Here is an 18,881-nt window from a genome sequence, read left to right on the forward strand (position 1 = left end):
ACGCATCTCATCTGGTTCTGGGTTCCCCCGCAGGGTTAAGGACGCACCCACAGCAGAACGAGCTTCATCAGAACGGGTGTCACCACGGCGGTGGCCACGCCGTTGAGACAGATGGCCAAACCGCCGGAGGCCCTCTGCACCTCCCCTTCTTCCATGGCTCGAGCCGTTCCGATGCCGGGGGAGGCCGCACCCATGGCCAGCCCAAAGGCCACAGGATGGCGCACGCCGCACAGGCGAAGAGGCCGGGACCGATCACGGCACCAAGAATTCCCGTGGCAATGACAATGGCCGCCGTAAGCGGCGGAATACCTCCGATCTTTTCCGCAATGCCCATGGCGATAGGTGTGGTCACCGACTTGGGTGCCAAAGACGCCACCACCGGGGCGGAAGCGCCCAAGAGGGCCGCAGTGCCGGCGGCGCTCAGCACTCCCACCACGGCCGCGACAGCCATGGAGACTCCAATGGCACGGCCGCGCTTTCGAATCTCTTCCATCTGCAAATACAGCGGCACTCCTAAGGCCACCACGGCGGGGCCGAGAAAAAAACTGATGATCTGTCCGCCCTGAAAGTAGTCTTCGTAGGGAATACCCATGATGGTCAAAAAGACCATGAGTCCCACGATGGAAAGAAGGACAGGATTGAGCCAAAAATATTGCAACCGACGGTAGAGACGCTGCGCGGCATAAAAGGCTAAGAAAGTGACAAAAACAGAAAAGACCCTGCTTGTAAAAAACGCCGTCATTGACGCTCCGTTTTTTGAGTCACCCACCCCACAACCACCAGCACTACCAGAGTACTCACCACATAAGCCACCAGCAGGGGAACCCACTCCCGGGACAAAAGGTCCAGATAAAGCAAGAGCCCCACACCCGGCGGGACAAAGAAAAAAGCCATGTTCTGCACCAAAAGGTCTGCGGCCGGCTTGATTTTTTTGACGTCCACCCATCCTCGACACAGCGCCACGGTGAGCAGCATCATGCCGATGACATTGCCGGGAATGGGCAAGGCCAGCCCATAGCACACGACATCCCCCAAAGCCAGAAATCCGAAGATGATACTCAGGCTCTGAATCATCATGACATCACAGGGCTTGGCGCGATCGAAAGAAATCCAGCACAAATCCGATATGGCGTCTCATGGCATTGAGGGCTTCTTCGCTGTCCCGATGCCGAATGGCTTCATATATGGCCGTATGTTGTTCAATGATGCGGGGAAGATTCTCCGGGTCTTCGTAAAGTTTTTGCAAATTCATGCGTATCCCGAAAAAAAGAAAATCATACAGGCTGCGCATCACTTTGATCTGGACGGGATTGCGGGAGGCATAGGCGATGGCCATGTGAAAGGTGATGTCCGGCTCATGCCCCAGACCTCCTGCGGCAATGTCCGCCTTCATGGCTTCCAGGCTGGTGCGCAGGTGTTCCATGTCCCGGTCGTCGGCCCGCGTGGCCGCCAGAGCCGCCGCCGTGCATTCCAACCCCATGCGCACCTCCAGAATGTGTTCCAAGGTCACATCCTGCCCCTCCATGAACGTGGCCATGGGGTTTTCATGCAGCGGGTCCAGACTTCGCACGAACGTGCCTTGCCCGTGGCGTTGTTCCAACAGATTCATCACGGTGAGCTGATTAATGGCTTCACGCACCGTGGGGCGGCTCACTTGCAGCTGCCGCGCCAGCTCCCGCTCCGACGGCAGCCTTTCTCCGGGCTTCAAAAATCCACGGTAGATGAGCTCAGTGAGCTGCTGCGCCACTTCGTCGGCGACCCGCTTGGGTTTGATGGGTTTGACAGGAAGAACAGTCACGTTTTCAGACTCTCTGCGTAAATTTCCACAACATGCCGCACGTGCACGGTATCCCCGGCCTGACTCAATCGGTCATAAAACTGTAACATGCAGGCCGGGCACGCCGTAGCCAAAACGCGCGTTCCCGTCGCCACCACCATGTCCCGCTTTCGGCGTCCCACCTGAGACGACAGGTCGTAGTGTTCCAGACTAAAACTCCCCCCCAGGCCGCAACACCAATCGGACTGGGCCATTTCCACCAAACGAATGCGTGGGTTGGCTTGCAAAAGCTGCCGAGGTTCTCGAAACACGCCAAGGGATTTCTTGAGGTGACACGGGTCATGATAGGTGACGGCAACGGCGTTGGAATCCGGCGTGGCCATCGGCGGGCTCAGCCCCAGACGTCGAATGAGAAATTCATGGATGTCCATGGTCTTTTCGCTGAGGCCGCGAACACGTGCCAAGAGGTCGGCGCCGTCCTCGGAAAAAAGCACGGGCCAGACTTTGCGAATGGTGAATGTGCAGGTGGCGCAGGAGGTGATCAGCACATCAAAACGTTCAAAGGGAAATCGTTCCAGGTTGTGGCGCACAAGCTTTTTGAAGGCGGTCATGTCCCCCGAGGAGGCGGCTGGAATCCCACAGCACGCCTGATTATCTGGAAGATAGATGCCGACGCCGTGGGCGCGAAGCACCTTCAGCGTGGCCTGGGCCACGGAAGGAAAAATCTTGTCGATGAGACAGCCTACAAAAAAAGCGGCCTTGATGCCGGAGGAACCAGGTGCGGTGTCCATGTTGGGCACGTCCGCATGAAAGGGGCGAGCTGCGAACGGTTTGATGTGTCGATCGCCGAGAAGCGGAGACATGAACCGAGCGCACGAGGTTCCCAACATTTCATTGGCCGGCTGGGTGAAAAGATCCTGAAACTTGGCTCCCCATTCAGTCACCTTGTCAAAAAAGGCAGGGTTGGCCAACATACCGCGCAGGATGAGCTTCTTGACGGGAGAAAGCCCCATGTAGCTGGCAAGAATGGCCCGGGCCTTCAAGAAAATGTCCAACACCTTGACGCCGCTGGGGCAATTGGCGGCACAGGATCCGCACAAAAGGCAGCGATGCAACCGCTCGGACACGCCCCGCGGATCGCGAAACATCTCCTTGGAAAGCCCCTCCAACAACGCCAACTTGCCGCGCGCCACGTCCACTTCCCGGCCCGTTTCGGCATACAGCGGACAGACAGCCTGGCACATGCCACAGCGCATGCACACAACCATTTGGTCTTCCAATTCCCGCACCAGCCGGGCCAGATCCTTGATGCCGGCCATCTCACGCCTCCCCGATTACTTTGCCGGGATTCAAAATGTTTTTGGGATCCAAGGCCCGCTTGATGCGACGCGCATATTGCAAAGTCGCCCGAGTGGTTTCCTTTTCCATGAAAGGAGCTTTGGCCAAGCCGATGCCGTGCTCGCCCGACAGGGTCCCGCCCATGGCCAGCGCTCGATCAAAGATTTCCTCCACTGCCCGCTCCACTCGATGCCACTCCTCGGTGTTGCGCCGGTCCGTGAGAATCGTGGGATGCAGATTGCCGTCGCCGGCATGGCCAAAGGTGCCAATGGTCAGGTTGTACTTGGCGGCGATCTCTTGCACGGCCTGCACCATGTCCGGAATGCGGCTCCGCGGCACCGTAGCGTCTTCCAAAACCACCGTAGGTTTGAGCTTGGCCAGGGCCGACAAGGCCGCTCGGCGCGCTTCCCACACCTTGTCCCGCTCTTCGGCCGTCTGAGCCACGCGAAGCTGCTGCGCTCCAAGCCGGCGACAAATGGTTTCCAGCTTGGCAGCGTCTTCCTCCACCTGAGCCGGATGGCCGTCCACTTCAATGAGCAACATGGCGGCGGCGTCTGTGGGAAGCCCGGCCCGGGAAAAAGACTCGACGGCCCGAATGGTGAAATTATCCAGAAATTCCAACGTGGCTGGAACAATTTTTTCGGCGATGATGGCCGCCACCGTTTGGGACGCTCCGGACACGGCATCAAAGACGGCCATCATGGATTTTCGATGCTGGGGTTGCGGGATGAGTTTAAGAAAAATTTTGTAAATGACCCCCAAAGTGCCTTCCGATCCCACAAGCAGAGAGGCCAGATTATAGCCTGTGACGCACTTGACCGTGCGGGCTCCCGTTTTGATGACGTCCCCGTGCACGTCAAAGAATTCCAAACCCATCACATAGTCCCGCGTCACCCCATATTTGAGGCCGCGAAGCCCTCCGGCATTTTCCGCCACATTGCCTCCAAGGGTGGACACGGCCTGACTTCCGGGATCCGGAGGGTAAAACAGGCCGCGGGCTTCCACGGCGGCGGCGAATTTGGCTGTGATGACGCCGGGTTCCACCACGGCGTAGAGGTCTTCCTCATGGAGTTCCAAAATACGGTTCAGGGCGTTGGTGAGGACGACCACACCGTGCGCTTTGGGAATGGTGCCCCCGCTCAAATTGGTTCCGGCACCGCGCACCGTCAAAGGCACATTGCTTTCATGACACAACCGCACCACACGCCCCAGGCTTTCGGCCGTGACGGGCCGCACCACCGCGGCGGGCATCACAGGCTCCAAAACCGCGGCATCATAGGCATAAACCGCCCGATCCGCCTCATCCATTAAAAGATTGTCCTTCCCCACCGCATCCGCCAAAGCCTTGATGAAACCTGTTGAGACCATGATGTGTTCCTCCATAGCGAGATTCGCCTCATAGGGGGACAAGACCGTGCCGCGAAGCCCGAGCCACCTACGCGGGGAAGCGGTAGCGATGGCAGGTGGTAAGACCATATGACATTAAGACCACAAAGGTGGCGATTGACGCTTCGTTCTTTTGGACTTTATCAGCACCGACAGATGAATGCAACATTTTTGTGAAATTTTTTTCTTGACACGTGGCCAGGCCTGTGCAAAGTGTGTGGTCAAGCCAGCGACCGGATTGTGGCACGTGGCACATGATGCGCGTCGGCGTGGGTCCCCGTTCCAGATTCTGGGAAAAGTGCCAATGAAGGCTTGAAGGCCTTTTTAAACCTTTTCCCGCAGCGCCTGCTCTCCCTTCCGCCGCACTCAGCGGACGCGTCGACCGTGGACTGGAGACGAAAGGGGGTGAGAACCTTTCAGCACGGCCGCAAGATGTGACTTGTGTGATGAAATGCTCAATAGAAAGGCATGGAGCCCCCTCGGGATGGCAGGTTTTCACTGATCCATTTTTTCAGCTTACGTCAGCAGAGGAGAGGCAATGATGAAGCGCTGCGCAACCGTGACGATGGTTTGTGTTCTCGCGATTTTTTTAGCTTTGGGTACGGCCTTGGCCGCCAAGGAGCAGCGGGGTAAATTTGCGGAAGATTCACGCCATGATATCGCCAAAAATATAGTTTTTAAACCCTCCGACAAGACCTTTCGCTGGAAAATGGTGATGCCCTGGACCAAGGGCCTTTTGTTCTACGACATTGCACAACACTTTGCCGACAGCGTGCGGTTGGCCTCGGCGGGCCGCTTGGACATCAAGGTGTTTTCCGCCGACGAATTGGTTCCGGCCATGCAGACCTTTGACGCCGTCGCCCAGGGAACGGCCGAAGTGGGTCATGACTGGCCCGGTTACTGGAAGGGCAAAAATGAAGCCTTCGTGGCCTTCGCTTCCGTGCCTTTCGGCCTCGACGCGGAAGGCTACAACATTTGGCTCTATGAAAAGGGCGGCTTGGAGATGATGCAGGAACTCTATGGACGTTTCGGGCTCCATGCGCTGCCTTGCGGCCAGGTGGGCCAGGAAATGGGCCTTTTTTCCAACAAGCGCGCCACCAAAATGGAAGATTTCAAAGGCCTGCGCGTGCGCACTCCCGGCTGGTACATGGACATTATGAACATGTTGGGGGCTTCGGTGAGCCCGCTGCCCGGCGGCGAAGTCTATCTGGCCTTGGAACGCGGCGTGATCGATGCCGCCGAATTTTCTTCTCCCGCTATCAACTACCCCATGGGCTTTGACGAAGTGACCAAGTATTCCATTCAGCCGGGGGTGCATCAGCCGGGCTGCCAGTGCGCCGTGTTTTTCAATAAAAAAGCCTGGGATCAGTTGCCGGAAGACCTCAAGTGGATCGTGCAGATCGCCGCCATGGAAACCCAGCTGTGGAGCTACAACTGGGTGAACGCTTTGAACGCCAAGGCCATTCAGGAATTTAAGAAACGCATCGAATTTGTCCGCATGGACACGGACGCTCTCATTCAGTTCCGCAAGACCACCAAACAATACTTGGATTCGCTGAAGGAAAAGTACCCCGATGTGAAGAAAGTCTTGGATTCCCAGGAAGCTTTCCTTGAGGAATACGCCGTGTGGCGAGATGCTCGAAGCGGTGTCGCGCCGTGGCCCTATGACATTTACATTTCCGGGCGGGTGACCGAATAAGGCACTGTTTTCTGCCAACCATGGATCATGCCAGGGTGTCTGCGGTCCTTCACGGGCCGCGGACACCTCCATATGGAGATGCTCAATATGGCCAATGCCTTCCGCTCCTTCGTGGATGGTTTCGTCGACCGTCAAGGTCGCCTGTGCGCTCTGTTGATCCTTCCTCTGAGTGCGGTGGTCATCTATGAAGTCATTATGCGCTACCTTTTCAACGCCCCCACCATCTGGGGCTTTGAAATGACCACCTTTCTCTACGGGCTTCACTACATGCTGGGCCTGGCCTACACGGAACTGCACGGGGGCCACGTCAAAGTGGACATTCTGACGGCGCGCATCAAGAAAAAAACCGCAACCGTCTTTGCTATAGTCACCAACGTGGCCATCTTTCTGCCCGTCATGAGCCTGCTGACGTACTGGACGTGGGCCTTTGCCATCAAGTCCACCCAAATGCTGGAAAAGAATGCCACGAGCTGGGCGCCGCCCATATGGCCCATTAAGCTTCTCATGGCTTTCAGCTTTACACTTTTGCTCCTGCAAGGCCTCTCCAACCTTCTTCGCAACATTTCGTCTTTGAAAAACCCTTCCTAACCCAGTGTCGAGGTGACGTGCCATGAGTCCTGAAGTTCTCACCCTGGCCATGTTCGGCACCTTGGTGGTCGCCGTGGCCTTTGGCCATCCCCTGGCCTACACCTTGGCAGGGGTCGCCACCCTTTTTGGTCTGATCGACAACGGTTTCAATGTTCCCATGTTGTTCAACATGTACGCCAACCAATGTTGGGGCATCATGGACAACTACGTTCTGGTGGCCATTCCCCTATTTATTTTCATGGCCCAGCTGCTGGATCGATCCAAAGTGGCCGAAAAGCTCTTTGAGTCGCTCTATATCGTGTTGGGCAGCATCAGGGGCGGCCTCGGCCTGGCCGTGGTGGTGGTCTGCACCGTTTTTGCGGCCACCACAGGTATCATAGGCGCCTCCGTGGTGGCCATGGGGCTTCTGGCCGCGCCGGCACTCGTAGAAAAGGGCTACGACAAGGCCATGACGTCAGGTATCATCTGCGCGGCCGGCACACTGGGCATTCTCATTCCTCCCAGCATCATGATGGTCGTCTACGCCGGTCTCACAGGCCTCAAGGAAACCTCGGTGGGAAACCTCTTCGCAGGCGCCGTCATTCCCGGGCTCATTCTCTCGGGCCTTTATTTTATTTACATCCTTGCGCGCTGCATATTGAATCCCCAGATGGGCCCTCCCATCAGTCAGGAAGAAGCAGGACGGTATACCAAGGCGCAGAAATGGGCCATGACCATGAAATCTTTAGTGCCTCCCTTGGGCTTGATCTTGATCGTCATGGGAACCATTTTGGGAGGGGTGGCGACACCTACGGAGGCCGCTGGTCTCGGTGCGCTGGGAGCCTTCATTCTTGCCGCGGCCAACCGCAAGCTGACCTGGAAGGTCCTAAAAGAATCTAGCTATGCCACCTTGCGCACCACGGCCATGGTCATGATGCTTTTTATCGGTGGCAAATTTTTCAGCGCTGTCTTTCTGCGCATGGGCGGCGGCGACGTGGTGGCCGATCTTCTCATCGGCTCGGGTCTGAGCAAATGGAGCATCGTGACCATCATGATGCTGATCGTTTTTATCATGGGCATGTTTGTGGATTGGGCGGCCATTCTTTTGGTTACGGTTCCTGTTTTCATGCCCATCGTTTTGGAATTGGAAATTGATCCTTTGTGGTTCTCCATGCTCATGTGCGTCAATCTGCAAACCTCCTTTCTGACTCCCCCCTTTGGTTACGCTCTTTTTTACTTCGCCGGTGTTGCCCCCAAAGGCTACGATACGATGACCATCTATCGAGGTATCATCCCCTTCGTGGTGCTTCAACTCATCGGCCTGGTCATTATCGCTTTGTTTCCGACAACCGTGACCTGGCTTCCCGACCTCTTTTTCGGTCGATAGAAGGCGGCGGCTCAGAGCCCATGGCGCAGGGTCTTGCATCAGCACAGAGAAAACAGCAGGGCCCTTTACAATCGACACGGGACGGTGAAAATCCCGTCCCATCCCATGCTTTTTTGGAGGCTCAGAATGAATGCTCAGGAACTGGTGGAACTCATGACCCAGAGGGCTCAGGCGGTGCAGACAGTCGTGCATGCTTGTGCCGACTGGAGTGATGTGGTGGCCTACACCCTGGATTTGACCACCACCCAAGGCGGCAGCACCATCGCTCCGTGGGGCCTACCGGAACGGGCTCATGAGGCTCTCCTTCGCGGTGCCGCAGCCAAGGGGCTGCGCATCCTGGAACGGCCTCTGCGCCGGCATCTGGAAGAAATCCACACAGTGCTCACGCCTGCCGACTGGGGTATCGCCGAAACGGGCACGGTGGTCATCGATTCCACCTCGGAAGATCTTCGGCTGGCCACCATGCTTTCCGAAACCCACGTCGTCGTGCTTGCCGAAAGCTGCCTTCGCTTGTCTTCCCTCGACGTGGTGGAGGCCATGAAAGCCTGGCACAGGGAGCCTCCCCGTTACGTGGCGTTCATTTCCGGAGCTAGTCGCACGGCGGACATTGAAAGGGTGCTCAGCATTGGGGTGCACGGCCCTCAACAGTTGCACCTACTGATCCTGAAGGAGGCCGCTTTATGACGTCCAACGCACCGCAGAATATGAAAGCGTATCGGCAGCGGCTGCGCCAGGCTTTGGACAACACCTTTTTGCGCCAAACGCTGGACACCTTTGCCGACGCCTATCGGGAATCCCGGGCCAGGGCCTTTGAAGGCATCGATCTGGAATCCCTTGTCAACGACATCGCCCACCGCAAGGCCTCAGCCTTGCCGCGTTTGAAAGAACTTTTTGAGCAGTTCAAGCACCAGGCGGAAGCAGCCGGCGCCGTGGTCCACTCGGCGGCCACCGCTCAGGAAGCCAACGAACTCATCGCGGCCATCGCCCGGGAACATGGCGTGCGTAAGATCATCAAATCCAAGTCTATGACGGCGGAAGAAACCTTTCTGAACTCGCATCTGGAGCAGGAAGGTTTTCATGTCACCGAAACCGATCTGGGCGAATGGATCATTCAGTTGCGCGGCGAAGGGCCCTCGCACATGGTGTTGCCCGCCATTCATCTTTCCAGGCATCAAGTGGCTGAACTTTTTGAAAAGGTCACCGGAGAAAAACACAACCCCGATGACATCGAAAAGATGGTCAAAGTGGCCCGACGCACCCTTCGCCGCGCGTATCTGGAAGCGGATATGGGGATTTCCGGAGCCAATTTCGCCGTGGCTGAAACCGGCACTCTGGGCCTGGTGACCAACGAGGGCAATGCTCGTTTGGTCACCACGCTGCCACGAGTCCATGTGGCTCTGGTGGGCTACGACAAACTCATGCCCGACCTGGAAACGGCTCTGACCATTCTAAAAGCTCTGCCCCGCAACGCCACGGGGCAAATCATATCCACTTACGTGACCTGGATCACGGGGGCCACAGAGTGCGCCGCATCGCCCACGGGTCGAAAGATTCTGCACATCATCTTTCTGGACAACGGCCGGTTGCACCTGGCCAAGGATCCCGTGTTTTCTCAGGCTCTGCAGTGCGTGCGCTGCGGCGCCTGCGCCAACGTGTGCCCCATCTATCGCCTCGTCGGCGGCCATAACTACGGCCATGTCTACATCGGCGCCATCGGCCTCATTCTGACCGCCTTTTACCACGGCGTGCCCAACGCTCGGGCCCTTGTGATGAACTGTCTCAACTGCCAGGCCTGCAAAGCGGTTTGTCCTGCCGGCATTGACCTGCCCTACCTGATCAAGAACACCGTCCGGCACGTGCTGCAAGCGGAAAACCGTCGTCCCGTCAAAAAGCGGTTGCTCAGCCTCGTTCTCAAAGACCGCAAGCTCTTTCACTTCCTACTTCGCCGCGCCTCGCTCGTCCAAAAGCCTTTGGCGGGAGAAGGGCCCTTCATTCGCCACTTGCCCTTGTTCTTTGACAAAACTCACGGTTTTCGAAGTCTTCCGGTGATTGCAGCAACACCTCTGCGGGACCGTTGGGCAGCCGTGCGGCCTCACGTGGCCAATCCGGCTCTTCGAGTCACCCTTTTCGGCGGATGTCTGATCGATTTCGTATATCCCGAACAGGCTCAAGCTATCCTGCCGCTTTTGGCGGACCATCAGGTCAGCGTGGATTACCCTCAGGCACAGACCTGCTGCGGCCTTCCGGCGCTTATGGCCGCCGAACCGGAAACGGCTCGCCACTTGGCCTTGCAGAACTTGAAGGCCGTGGATCTGGACCACACGGACTGGATCTTGACCCTGTGCGCCTCCTGTGGTTCCCACATGAAGGAGAACTACCCCAAACTTCTGGGCGATGATCCGACCCTGGCCGATCAGATCCGGCGTTTCACGGCCAAGGTCATCGATTTCAGTTCATTCGTCAAAGAGGTACTGAAGGTTTCCGATGACGAATTCATGGCAACAGGTGTCAAAACGGCTTACCACGCGCCTTGCCATCTATGCCGAGGCCTGAAGGTGGTGGACGCGCCGCGGGAAGTGCTCAAGACCGCGAATATGAACTATGTGCCTACCCGCGATGAGGATGTGTGCTGTGGCTTCGGCGGATCGTATTCTTTGGAATTTCCGGAAATCTCAGCGGAACTGCTCAAACGCAAGCTGGATAACGTGGCAGCGTCGGGAGCCGACATGCTCGTGACGGATTGCCCGGGGTGCGTCCTTCAGCTGCGTGGAGGAGCCGACAAGCAGGGACGTTCCTTTGAGGTGTGTCATATTGCGGAGGCTGTCGCCCGCGCGTACCAAGGGGCAAAGAAGGCTCTGGTCGAAAAGAGTTCATAAAGAAACGTCGATGCGCGCCTCTGCAGCGGGTGCGAAAAAGCTATTTGATGCAGGCCAGACTCATTGGAAGGCCGGAGCCCTTCAAAAACAGACCGTCGGCACGGTACCCCTCAGGCTATTCATATAATGAGCGAACACCCGGTATTGGAGGGACACGCTTTTGCGCGTCCGCCTTTGGATCTCCCGCGGGAAAGCGCCCCCGCGGGTCTTTGAATGGAGGGACCGGCAGGAGCTGGTCCCCCCGAGAAACTGATCGCGCCTTGCGGCACTCTTCTAAAACAAACCCCAGAGGATGTCCCGGATTGCCTCGTCAATGGCGGCCAAGCTCCACACCTTCGGCAACGGAGGCTTTAAAGCTTCTTGAGCGCCTCGCGGGCTTCTTCGGCCCGCACGTAAATGTGCGGCGCCACGCCGCGTTTGGCCAGAGCGTCCCCTAATTTCATGCGCAGAAAGGCGCTGGTGGTGTAGCGGGTCACGCCTGTGTAGTAGTAGTCCACCAAATATTTCACCATGTCCGTATAAGGGTCCACCACGTCGGGAAAGATGGTGAAGTTGTCGTAGTTGACAATGGCATAGACTTTGTGCCCGAGGGGTTTAAAAATCTTTTCCACCGCCTCCCGAATGGTTTCCACCTCTTCCAAGGTCTTCACGCTGAAGCCTTCAAAATCGACGAAAAAGAGGTTTTCCGTGGGATCGTACACAAGCCGCTCTTCCAACGGCAGGGAAAGCAGATCTCTCTTGAGATCCATGAGCTCGTCCCAAAAGATGCGGTCGTCCATTAGGCGCGGCGTGCCTCGAATGACAGGCACAAAGTCCATCTGAGCCAGAATATCCCGTTCCAGATCCACTCCGGGAGCGATCTCGACCAATTCCACACCTTGGTCCGTGAGAGCAAAGACGCAGCGTTCGGTAACATAGAGGACGGCTTTCTTGCGCCGCCGAGCGTAACTGCCGCTGAAGGTGACGTGCTCGACCTGCGAGACAAATTTTTTTGCCCTCCCTTCTTGAAGGATGCGCAGGGGGCCGTCTTCCACCATGGTCTTGAGCCCGCCGGCGGTAAAGGTGCCCATGAAAACCACTTTCTTGGCGTTTTGACTGATGTTGATCAATCCTCCGGCTCCGGCGATCTTCGGCCCGAATTTGCTCACATTGACATTGCCCTGCCCATCGGCCTGAACCATGCCGAGAAAGGCAATGTCCAGACCGCCGCCGTCATAAAAGTCGAATTGGGCCGTCTGATCGATCACTGCATCGGTGTTGACGGCGGCGCCGAAGTTCAGGCCTCCCGCCGGCATACCGCCGATGACTCCCGGTTCGGCCGTGAGGGTCAAGTATTCCAATATCTTCTCTTCCACGGCCACATTGGCCACGCCTTCCGGCATGCCGATGCCCAGGTTGACGACACTGTTGGCTTTCAGCTCAAAAGCGGCTCGACGTGCAATGATTTTCCTTTCATCGAGAGCAATGCTGGGCACGGTGGTCATAGGGACGCGAATTTCGCAGGAAAACGCGGGATTGTAAGGGGTCGCGAACGTTTGCCAGTGGTTTTCTGGGGTCGCCACCACGATACAGTCCACCAAAATGCCGGGAATCTTGACTTGGCGGGCGTTGAGGGTTCCACGTTCGGCAATGCGTTCCACCTGAGCGATGACAAAGCCGCCGCTGTTGTGGGTCGCCGTGGCTAAAGACAAGGTTTCCAAGGTCAAGGCTTCCCGTTCCATGGTGATGTTGCCGTCGGTGTCCGCGGTGGTTCCTCGAATGATGGCCACGTGGATGGGAAAGGTCTTGTAGGCGAGAATCTCTTCGCCGTCGATGACCATGAGTTCCACCAAATCCTCTGTGGTGATGGCACTGAGTTTTCCGCCGCCGTTTCTGGGATCCACGAAGGTTTCCAAGCCCACGGTGGTGAGGGTTCGCGGTTTTTTGGCGGCAATATCCCGATACATGTGCGTGATGACACCCTGAGGCAAATTGTAGGCTACGATCCTGTTTTCCTTAGCCAGGCGCTGCAACTTGGGCACCAAACCCCAGTGGCCGCCTATAACGCGTTTGACCAAACCTTCATGCCCCAGATGATTCAAGCCGCGTTCTTTGCCGTCCCCCTGCCCGGCGGCGTAAAACAATGTCAAGTTGCGAGGCCTTCCCGTCTCTAGAAACCTTTTTTCCAAAGCAATGGCCACTTCCTCGGCAAAGCCTGTGCCCACGAAGCCCCCGGTCGCCACCGTGTCGCCGTCGCGAATCACTTGGACGGCTTCCTGGGCGCTGACGATTTTGCCTTTGCGCTTTTTTGGGGAGGATAGGGTGAAAGAAAGGGATGGGTTCCGGAAACAATGTGGTCGGTCATGGCATCTCCTTTCATGCAGGGCGTGCATGGCCACAAAGCAGGGTTCGCCCGAAAGACCTTAAAAATTTCGTGATGGCAAAGGGTTCAAACCATGGGTTTGAAGAAATTGTCGCAGCCCAGTGGGGTTTTGGTACAGGTGCGAAGCGATGCCTAAAACTTCGGCGGCCTCCACATTTTCCCCCGTGTCATCCACAAAAAGGGCTTCACGCGGGCTCACCCTCAGCCTTTCGAGGGTCAACCGATAGGCCTCTTTCCAAGGCTTTCGCACACCTTCCTCAGCAGAACAAATAACGGCGTCAAATAAAGACAAGATCCCCCAACGCTCCAGCCATGCAGACAACCCTCGCGGTGCATTGGAAAGAATCGCCAAGCCAACGCGCCCGTAGAGATTGTGAATCATGGTGATCACAGGAGTATTAGGTCTTTCGTCCGCATCGTAGCGGGCTCGAAAGGCCGCCACCGCCTCGGCATCGCGCAAACCCAGCCGAGTCCCTATGATTGCCCAGTACTCATCCAAGCTTCGTCGGCCAAGCAAGGTATCTTCCCAGGCAGGATCGTCAAACATGATGCGATTGAGACAGCCCAGAGGCAACTTGAGGTCCCGTTCGTAGCTTTCAAAGAGCGATGCCGGCTTGGGCGCAGAAATCACCCGCCCGAAATCAAACAGCACTGCCTTCGGTGATCCCTTCACCTTGTCTTCTCCCTGCAAACATCTTAGATTTTCTCGTGGATAGACCAAATCTTGGAAGAGGTCGAGTTCATCGAAATGAACCACTCTACATTAGCGCATCAGCAACGGCCCATGCCCACGGGAATCTTGGTGCTTATGGGATCGGGAGAGCTTTCCTCGAGCATGGTGGAAGTGCACAAATCACTGCTTCGCACCCGAGGCCCCGATCCATCCGCTGTATTTATCGACACTCCGGCAGGATTTCAACAAAACGTCGATGAAATTTCCCAGCGGGCTCAGGAATATTTTGTAAAGCACGTGGGCCATCCTTTGCATGTGGTCTCTCTCAAATGCCGACACGTCATAGACTCGGCTCAAGGACGCGCGGCGTTGAAGCGCCTGGAGAAGGCCGATTACATTCTCATGGGGCCAGGTAGCCCCACCTACGCAGTCCGCCAATGGATCGGCACCCCTGTACCGCACATCCTGCGATCCCGGTTGGAAAGCGGCGCCGTGGTGGTGGCGGCCAGTGCCGCGGCCCTCAGCACCAGCTGGAAAACGCTTCCCGTCTATGAAATCTACAAAGTGGGCATGGATCTGCACTGGGCCGACGGCCTCGGCCTTTTGGAACCTTACGGCCTACGCCTTGTGATTGTCCCCCACTGGAACAATGCGGAAGGGGGCACCCATGATACGCGTTACTGCTACATGGGAGCAAAGCGGTTTCAAGTTCTGGAAAGCCTGCTTCCCCAAGACGCTCTGGTCCTGGGCCTGGACGAACACACAGCCCTTGTTTTGGATTTCGTTCAGGGAGCGGCGACCGTTCGAGGTGTGGGGACTGTCACCTTGAGACGCAAGGGAAGTCACAAAACCACCACGCTCGCGAAGAGCCCGGTCGATGACCCGAATCCTTCACCTTCGGAACTCGAACCGCCGGACCGAGAAAAGGCCGGTTATCATGACGGCGCCTTCGCCCAAGTCGGGTGGCCCGTCAGCCAGAGAGTATACACTTCTGGCCAAACCTTTCCCTTGCGTCTTCTTTGGGCCTTGACCCTCGAGACAGCCGCGGAATCCCTCGAAAGTTTCCAAGGTCCGATGCCGTCGGACACTCCCTCGCCCTTTGAGAAGAACACGGCTTCATCCCTTTCACAGGAAACGGATTCCATACCTGGATCAGAAGATTTCTGGAACGCGCTGCGCCGAGCCCAAGAACTTCTTGAACGGGGTCTCGAACAGCGCCTTCCAGAGGATACGGCCAGAGCGCTGCTGGATTTAGACCGGCTTTTGTGGCAGAGTGCGGCCCATGGTGCGCCGTTGGAAGACATTTCCCAGGGCCGAGAAATTTTTCGAGAAGGGCTCGTTCAGGCGGCTCAACGCCTGACCTTGTCATTTGAAGACAAGCGCACGGTCCTGGAACCGCTTGTGGACGATCTGGTGCGCCTCAGACAACGGTTGCGGGACAACAGGCTGTGGGAGGGGGCGGACGCGCTGCGCACCCTTCTGGCCGCTCAGGGAGTTGCCATCGACGATACGCCTTCGGGGCCACGCCGCCGTTGGGTGAATACGGAAGGACAAAGTGGTAGGGAGAGAATGGTCTGAGGTTACAGTTAAGATCACCGAAGCGCTTCATCCTCTGTGGCACCTGTGGCGCAACGAAAAGCATCTTTTTGAAGGCCGCCCTTTGTTTGTCACCCCACCATGGCTGGGCACATGGAAAAGCACGCTGGGCCGTAACGAAGCCTTCTGCCTTCTGACGGCCAACGGCCCCCTCGGCACCGATGGCTACTGCGCTCTGAAGGTGCGCGATACCGAAGGGCTTTTTGCCGGAGATCCGAAGGTGTGCGACTACTTTGACGTGGTGATTCGGCCGGGAAGAGAAGAAGTGGTCTGCCGAGCTCTGTTGCAAACAGCCCGTCAGGCCGGCTTAAAAACTTTGGATCTTTTTCCCTTAAGGCCCGGATCGACGGTCATGATACATGGCGTGCCGGTGTGTCGCGCTCTGGGGTACACTGTTTCTGTGGAACCTATCGATGTCACGGTGGAGATGCAATTGGCCGAATCCTGGGAGAAATACCTGCAAAGCCTGAACGGCAAGCAGCGCCACGAAGTGCGCCGAAAGATGCGCCGCATGGAAGAAGCCGGCAACGTGGACTTTCGTGTCGTCACCTCGACGTCGGAACTGGTACCGGCGCTGGAGCTGTTCTTTCGCCTCTTTCAAAGCAATCGGGACGATAAGGCCCGTTTCTTGACCCCGGCCATGCAAAAGTACATGGAGACGTTGTGCCACGCCATGGCGCGCGAGGGCATGCTGCGCCTTTGCTTTCTGTACGTGAACCGTTCACCCGCAGCATCCGCGCTGTGCTTTGATGACGGGGAAACGGTTTTCCTGTATAACAACGGCTACGACGCTGCCTTTGCCCGCTTGAGCGTCGGGTTGATTCAGACAATTTTCACCATCAAAGACGCCACCGAGCGTGGGCGCAGGCGTTACGAGTTTTTGCGCGGCGATGAAACTTACAAGTTCCGGTTGGGAGGTCGTGAAGTGCCCTTGTATCGAGTGCGCATCTTTCTGGACGCGTCCTAGAAAGCTTCTTCGATAAGGCGATCCGTGGGGACGGCGTCCGCTGCAAGGACACAGCGCGCCGTGCGGCGCTTCCCCAAAAGGAAGCCGCAAAGCCATTCTCGAATGCGCTTCCATGGCATGACCTCAAAGATGGAAAGCTCATGCGCATGTGCCATCGGTTCAAATCGCCATCATCCGCATTTCCCGCAACCCATCACCTTAAGGGCGCTCAACGGCTTCGCATCGCCATGATCTGCGCCCACTCCAATCCTCTGGGGCCTCTCGGACGCCGGGATACGGGCGGCATGAGCGTCTACATTCGCGAGATGTCTCGAGCCTTGGCGTCCCAAGGGCACCACGTTCATCTTTTTGTGGGCGAACCAGTGCATGGGCCCGAATCTGAAGGCCCGGACTCCACAAGGGAAACCCTGCAACAGTATTTCGGGCCCAATGTGCATTGGGTGTCCGTACCCTGCGCCACCACGGTTCCTCAAGAATCTCTGGAACACATCAAGACCGCGGACGCATTTTACCGAGCCATTCTCAAGGCATCTGGAAAACATGGCATGAACGCGCAGGCTTCGGCGTCCCGCTCTGGGGTGAATTTGGACAATCTCGCCGCCTCGAGCATGAAAAAAAGGCGCCCCTTTGACGTTATCTTCAGCCATTACTGGCTGTCAGGACTAGCCGGCCTTCAAACGGCCAATGCCCTACAAGTGCCTCATGTGGTTATGTTTCATACGCTGGCCCGTTCCAAGGCCGCCGCTCTGGGTTTGCCCGCGGACGGTTCGTGCCGGCTGTGTGCGGAACATTTCGTCGCGTCCCAAAGCCATGCCGTGGTGGCTCCCACCTACGCGGAAAAGGAAGCGCTGCACACCCACTATGACGTAGCACCTCATCGTATCGCCGTGGTGCCCTGCGGCGTGAACAATCAACTTTTTCGCCCGAGCGACCGCTCCTTGGCGCGAAGACAGCTTCAGCTTCCCTTGAATGCCATTATTTACCTTTTTGTGGGGCGGCTCGATCCCATCAAAGGTCTGGACAGCCTAGTTGCCGCCTTTGCGGGCCTCCCTCGCTCCGTGCCAGCACGACTGGTGGTCGTGGGTGGAGATGCTTCGGAAACCGAGCCCCTGAAAGCCTATCAAGAGATGGTATATGCTCAGGGACTTTCTGAGCGCGTCATCTTTGCCGGCCGAGTGGACCAGTGCCGACTTCCGGCGTTTTATGCCGCCGCCGATGCCCTGGTCGTCGCTTCACACTACGAAAGTTTTTGCCTGGTAGCTCTGGAAGCTCTCGCTTCGGGACGACCCGTGATCGGGCCTCCTGTGGGCGTGCTTCCGAAAGTGCTGCGTCTAGCCGAAGCCGGCGTGTTGGTTCAGGACAACAGCCCAGGGGAACTTCTTCGAGGCATGATGGTCATCGCCAGCGACCGCCAAAATCAAGGATCTTTTCAGGAGGCGGTGCGCCGCACCATCTCTGAACGATACTCATGGAACCGGGTCGCTCAAGACCTGGCTCAGACTTTAACACTCATCACGAACCCCGAAGGGGCGTTTCGCCTTGCAGAAGGGACTTTCATCCATGGATTCCATTTATGCTCTCGTCATTGCCGCACATCCGGACGACCCTGAATTCGGCGCCGCGGGCACGGTCGCCAAATGGACACGCGACGACAAAAAAGTCGTTTACCTCATCTGTACGGACGGGGACAAGGGCACCAGCGACCGGGCCATGAATCCAAAGGAATTGGCCCGCATACGCCAGGACGAACAGCGAGCCGCCGCCCGTGTGCTCGGCGTTCAGGATGTGGTGTTTTTGCACTACCCGGACCAGGGTTTGGAAGACACCGCCGAATTTCGTAAAGAATTGGTGCGCTGGATTCGCCGTTTTCGGCCGTGGATTGTTCTTTCTTCAGACCCTTACCGGCGCTACCTGTGGCATCGGGACCACCGCATCGTGGGCCAAGTCGTCATGGACGCCCTGTTTCCTTACGCTCGCGACCATCTCGCCTTTCCCGAGCTTCTGGCTGAAGGTTTGGAACCGCACAAGGTCAAGGAAGCCTGGTTTTGGGCCGCTGAAGACGTCAATCATCGGGAAGACATCACCGACACCTTTGATCTGAAAATGAAGGCTTTGCAGTGCCATGCCAGCCAATGGAACGCGCACCCGGTGCGGGACATTCGCGCCTGGGTGGAGGAACGGTTTCGCACGGCCGCCCAAGGCACTCCGTACACCTACGCGGAAGCCTTTCACCGCGTGATCTTGCCCGATTGA

Annotated in this window: 16 protein-coding genes and 1 pseudogene; 9 read left to right on the plus strand and 8 right to left on the minus strand. The window is 57.2% G+C overall.

The window, feature by feature from the left end:
- Positions 1 to 35: 35 nt before the first annotated feature.
- The 5 genes and pseudogenes from ACUVSA_RS01360 to ACUVSA_RS01380 all read right to left on the minus strand — a co-directional run bounded on the left by ACUVSA_RS01360 (position 36) and on the right by ACUVSA_RS01380 (position 4,483).
- Positions 36 to 742 (minus strand): annotated as a pseudogene (locus tag ACUVSA_RS01360) (LrgB family protein).
- Positions 739 to 1,077 carry a CidA/LrgA family protein gene (locus tag ACUVSA_RS01365; RefSeq protein ID WP_445893498.1) on the minus strand — a complete coding sequence of 113 codons (339 nt, stop codon included), beginning with the start codon at positions 1,075 to 1,077 and terminating at the stop codon, positions 739 to 741. Before ACUVSA_RS01365 ends, ACUVSA_RS01360 begins: the two are co-directional and overlap by 4 nt.
- Before the next feature lie 4 nt (positions 1,078 to 1,081).
- Entirely contained in the window at positions 1,082 to 1,798 is a 717-nt protein-coding gene (locus tag ACUVSA_RS01370) for a FadR/GntR family transcriptional regulator (RefSeq protein WP_445891204.1), read from the minus strand.
- Positions 1,795 to 3,096, minus strand: coding sequence for a (Fe-S)-binding protein (locus ACUVSA_RS01375; protein WP_445893499.1), 1,302 nt, complete (start codon positions 3,094 to 3,096; stop codon positions 1,795 to 1,797). Before ACUVSA_RS01375 ends, ACUVSA_RS01370 begins: the two co-directional genes overlap by 4 nt.
- Before the next feature lies 1 nt (position 3,097).
- Positions 3,098 to 4,483, minus strand: coding sequence for an FAD-linked oxidase C-terminal domain-containing protein (locus tag ACUVSA_RS01380; protein WP_445891202.1), 1,386 nt, complete (start codon positions 4,481 to 4,483; stop codon positions 3,098 to 3,100).
- A 556-nt stretch (positions 4,484 to 5,039) separates the two neighbouring features.
- Between ACUVSA_RS01380 and ACUVSA_RS01385 the strand changes: the two genes are divergently transcribed.
- From ACUVSA_RS01385 to ldhH, 5 genes are all read left to right on the plus strand, one after another.
- Positions 5,040 to 6,200, plus strand: coding sequence for a TRAP transporter substrate-binding protein (locus tag ACUVSA_RS01385; RefSeq protein ID WP_445893500.1), 1,161 nt, complete (start codon positions 5,040 to 5,042; stop codon positions 6,198 to 6,200).
- An 87-nt stretch (positions 6,201 to 6,287) separates the two neighbouring features.
- Entirely contained in the window at positions 6,288 to 6,788 is a 501-nt protein-coding gene (locus tag ACUVSA_RS01390) for a TRAP transporter small permease subunit (protein ID WP_445893501.1), read from the plus strand.
- 22 nt (positions 6,789 to 6,810) lie between these two features.
- Positions 6,811 to 8,154 (plus strand): TRAP transporter large permease, encoded by a 1,344-nt coding sequence (locus tag ACUVSA_RS01395; RefSeq protein WP_445893502.1) that lies wholly within the window; start codon positions 6,811 to 6,813, stop codon positions 8,152 to 8,154.
- 105 nt (positions 8,155 to 8,259) lie between these two features.
- Positions 8,260 to 8,838: a LutC/YkgG family protein gene (locus tag ACUVSA_RS01400; protein ID WP_445893503.1), complete on the plus strand. Its 579-nt coding sequence runs from the start codon at positions 8,260 to 8,262 to the stop codon at positions 8,836 to 8,838.
- On the plus strand, positions 8,835 to 11,030 hold the full coding sequence (ldhH, locus tag ACUVSA_RS01405; protein ID WP_445893504.1) for an L-lactate dehydrogenase (quinone) large subunit LdhH: 2,196 nt from the start codon (positions 8,835 to 8,837) through the stop codon (positions 11,028 to 11,030). The genes ACUVSA_RS01400 and ldhH overlap by 4 nt, the downstream gene beginning before the upstream one ends.
- A gap of 350 nt (positions 11,031 to 11,380) precedes the next feature.
- Here the strand turns inward: ldhH and ACUVSA_RS01410 are convergent, their stop codons facing one another.
- Entirely contained in the window at positions 11,381 to 13,402 is a 2,022-nt protein-coding gene (locus tag ACUVSA_RS01410; protein WP_445893505.1) for an acyl CoA:acetate/3-ketoacid CoA transferase, read from the minus strand.
- A 30-nt stretch (positions 13,403 to 13,432) separates the two neighbouring features.
- The gene (locus ACUVSA_RS01415) at positions 13,433 to 14,065 is read right to left on the minus strand and encodes an HAD family hydrolase (protein ID WP_445891195.1); all 633 of its coding nucleotides are present in this window, start codon (positions 14,063 to 14,065) and stop codon (positions 13,433 to 13,435) included.
- A 75-nt stretch (positions 14,066 to 14,140) separates the two neighbouring features.
- Here ACUVSA_RS01415 and ACUVSA_RS01420 point away from each other — a divergent pair, with 75 nt between their 5' ends.
- Positions 14,141 to 15,643, plus strand: a complete 1,503-nt coding sequence (locus ACUVSA_RS01420) for a Type 1 glutamine amidotransferase-like domain-containing protein (protein WP_445893506.1) — start codon at positions 14,141 to 14,143, stop codon at positions 15,641 to 15,643.
- Positions 15,621 to 16,628: a GNAT family N-acetyltransferase gene (locus ACUVSA_RS01425; RefSeq protein ID WP_445893507.1), complete on the plus strand. Its 1,008-nt coding sequence runs from the start codon at positions 15,621 to 15,623 to the stop codon at positions 16,626 to 16,628. Before ACUVSA_RS01420 ends, ACUVSA_RS01425 begins: the two co-directional genes overlap by 23 nt.
- On the opposite strand, the gene ACUVSA_RS01430 is transcribed toward ACUVSA_RS01425, so the two are convergent.
- Positions 16,625 to 16,783: a hypothetical protein gene (locus ACUVSA_RS01430; protein WP_445893508.1), complete on the minus strand. Its 159-nt coding sequence runs from the start codon at positions 16,781 to 16,783 to the stop codon at positions 16,625 to 16,627. The two genes, ACUVSA_RS01425 and ACUVSA_RS01430, sit on opposite strands and share 4 nt — an antisense overlap.
- On the opposite strand from ACUVSA_RS01430, the gene ACUVSA_RS01435 reads away from it, so the two are divergent.
- Together ACUVSA_RS01435 and ACUVSA_RS01440 are read left to right on the plus strand one after the other, a co-directional pair.
- Entirely contained in the window at positions 16,769 to 18,238 is a 1,470-nt protein-coding gene (locus tag ACUVSA_RS01435) for a glycosyltransferase (protein WP_445893509.1), read from the plus strand. The two genes, ACUVSA_RS01430 and ACUVSA_RS01435, sit on opposite strands and share 15 nt — an antisense overlap.
- Positions 18,189 to 18,881, plus strand: a complete 693-nt coding sequence (locus tag ACUVSA_RS01440; protein ID WP_445891190.1) for a PIG-L deacetylase family protein — start codon at positions 18,189 to 18,191, stop codon at positions 18,879 to 18,881. Before ACUVSA_RS01435 ends, ACUVSA_RS01440 begins: the two co-directional genes overlap by 50 nt.

The sequence above is a fragment of the Desulfosoma sp. genome (genome assembly GCF_052743555.1).

Coding starts and splice junctions, on each gene's coding strand:
- ACUVSA_RS01365 (WP_445893498.1), bottom strand. CDS start 1,077: ATGATGATTCAGAGCCTGAGTATCATCTTCGGATTTCTGGCTTTGGGG.
- ACUVSA_RS01375 (WP_445893499.1), bottom strand. CDS start 3,096: ATGGCCGGCATCAAGGATCTGGCCCGGCTGGTGCGGGAATTGGAAGAC.
- ACUVSA_RS01380 (WP_445891202.1), bottom strand. CDS start 4,483: ATGGTCTCAACAGGTTTCATCAAGGCTTTGGCGGATGCGGTGGGGAAG.
- ACUVSA_RS01385 (WP_445893500.1), top strand. CDS start 5,040: ATGATGAAGCGCTGCGCAACCGTGACGATGGTTTGTGTTCTCGCGATT.
- ACUVSA_RS01390 (WP_445893501.1), top strand. CDS start 6,288: ATGGCCAATGCCTTCCGCTCCTTCGTGGATGGTTTCGTCGACCGTCAA.
- ACUVSA_RS01395 (WP_445893502.1), top strand. CDS start 6,811: ATGAGTCCTGAAGTTCTCACCCTGGCCATGTTCGGCACCTTGGTGGTC.
- ACUVSA_RS01400 (WP_445893503.1), top strand. CDS start 8,260: ATGCTTTTTTGGAGGCTCAGAATGAATGCTCAGGAACTGGTGGAACTC.
- ldhH (WP_445893504.1), top strand. CDS start 8,835: ATGACGTCCAACGCACCGCAGAATATGAAAGCGTATCGGCAGCGGCTG.
- ACUVSA_RS01410 (WP_445893505.1), bottom strand. CDS start 13,402: ATGCACGCCCTGCATGAAAGGAGATGCCATGACCGACCACATTGTTTC.
- ACUVSA_RS01420 (WP_445893506.1), top strand. CDS start 14,141: ATGAACCACTCTACATTAGCGCATCAGCAACGGCCCATGCCCACGGGA.
- ACUVSA_RS01435 (WP_445893509.1), top strand. CDS start 16,769: ATGCGCATGTGCCATCGGTTCAAATCGCCATCATCCGCATTTCCCGCA.
- ACUVSA_RS01430 (WP_445893508.1), bottom strand. CDS start 16,783: ATGGCACATGCGCATGAGCTTTCCATCTTTGAGGTCATGCCATGGAAG.
- ACUVSA_RS01440 (WP_445891190.1), top strand. CDS start 18,189: ATGGATTCCATTTATGCTCTCGTCATTGCCGCACATCCGGACGACCCT.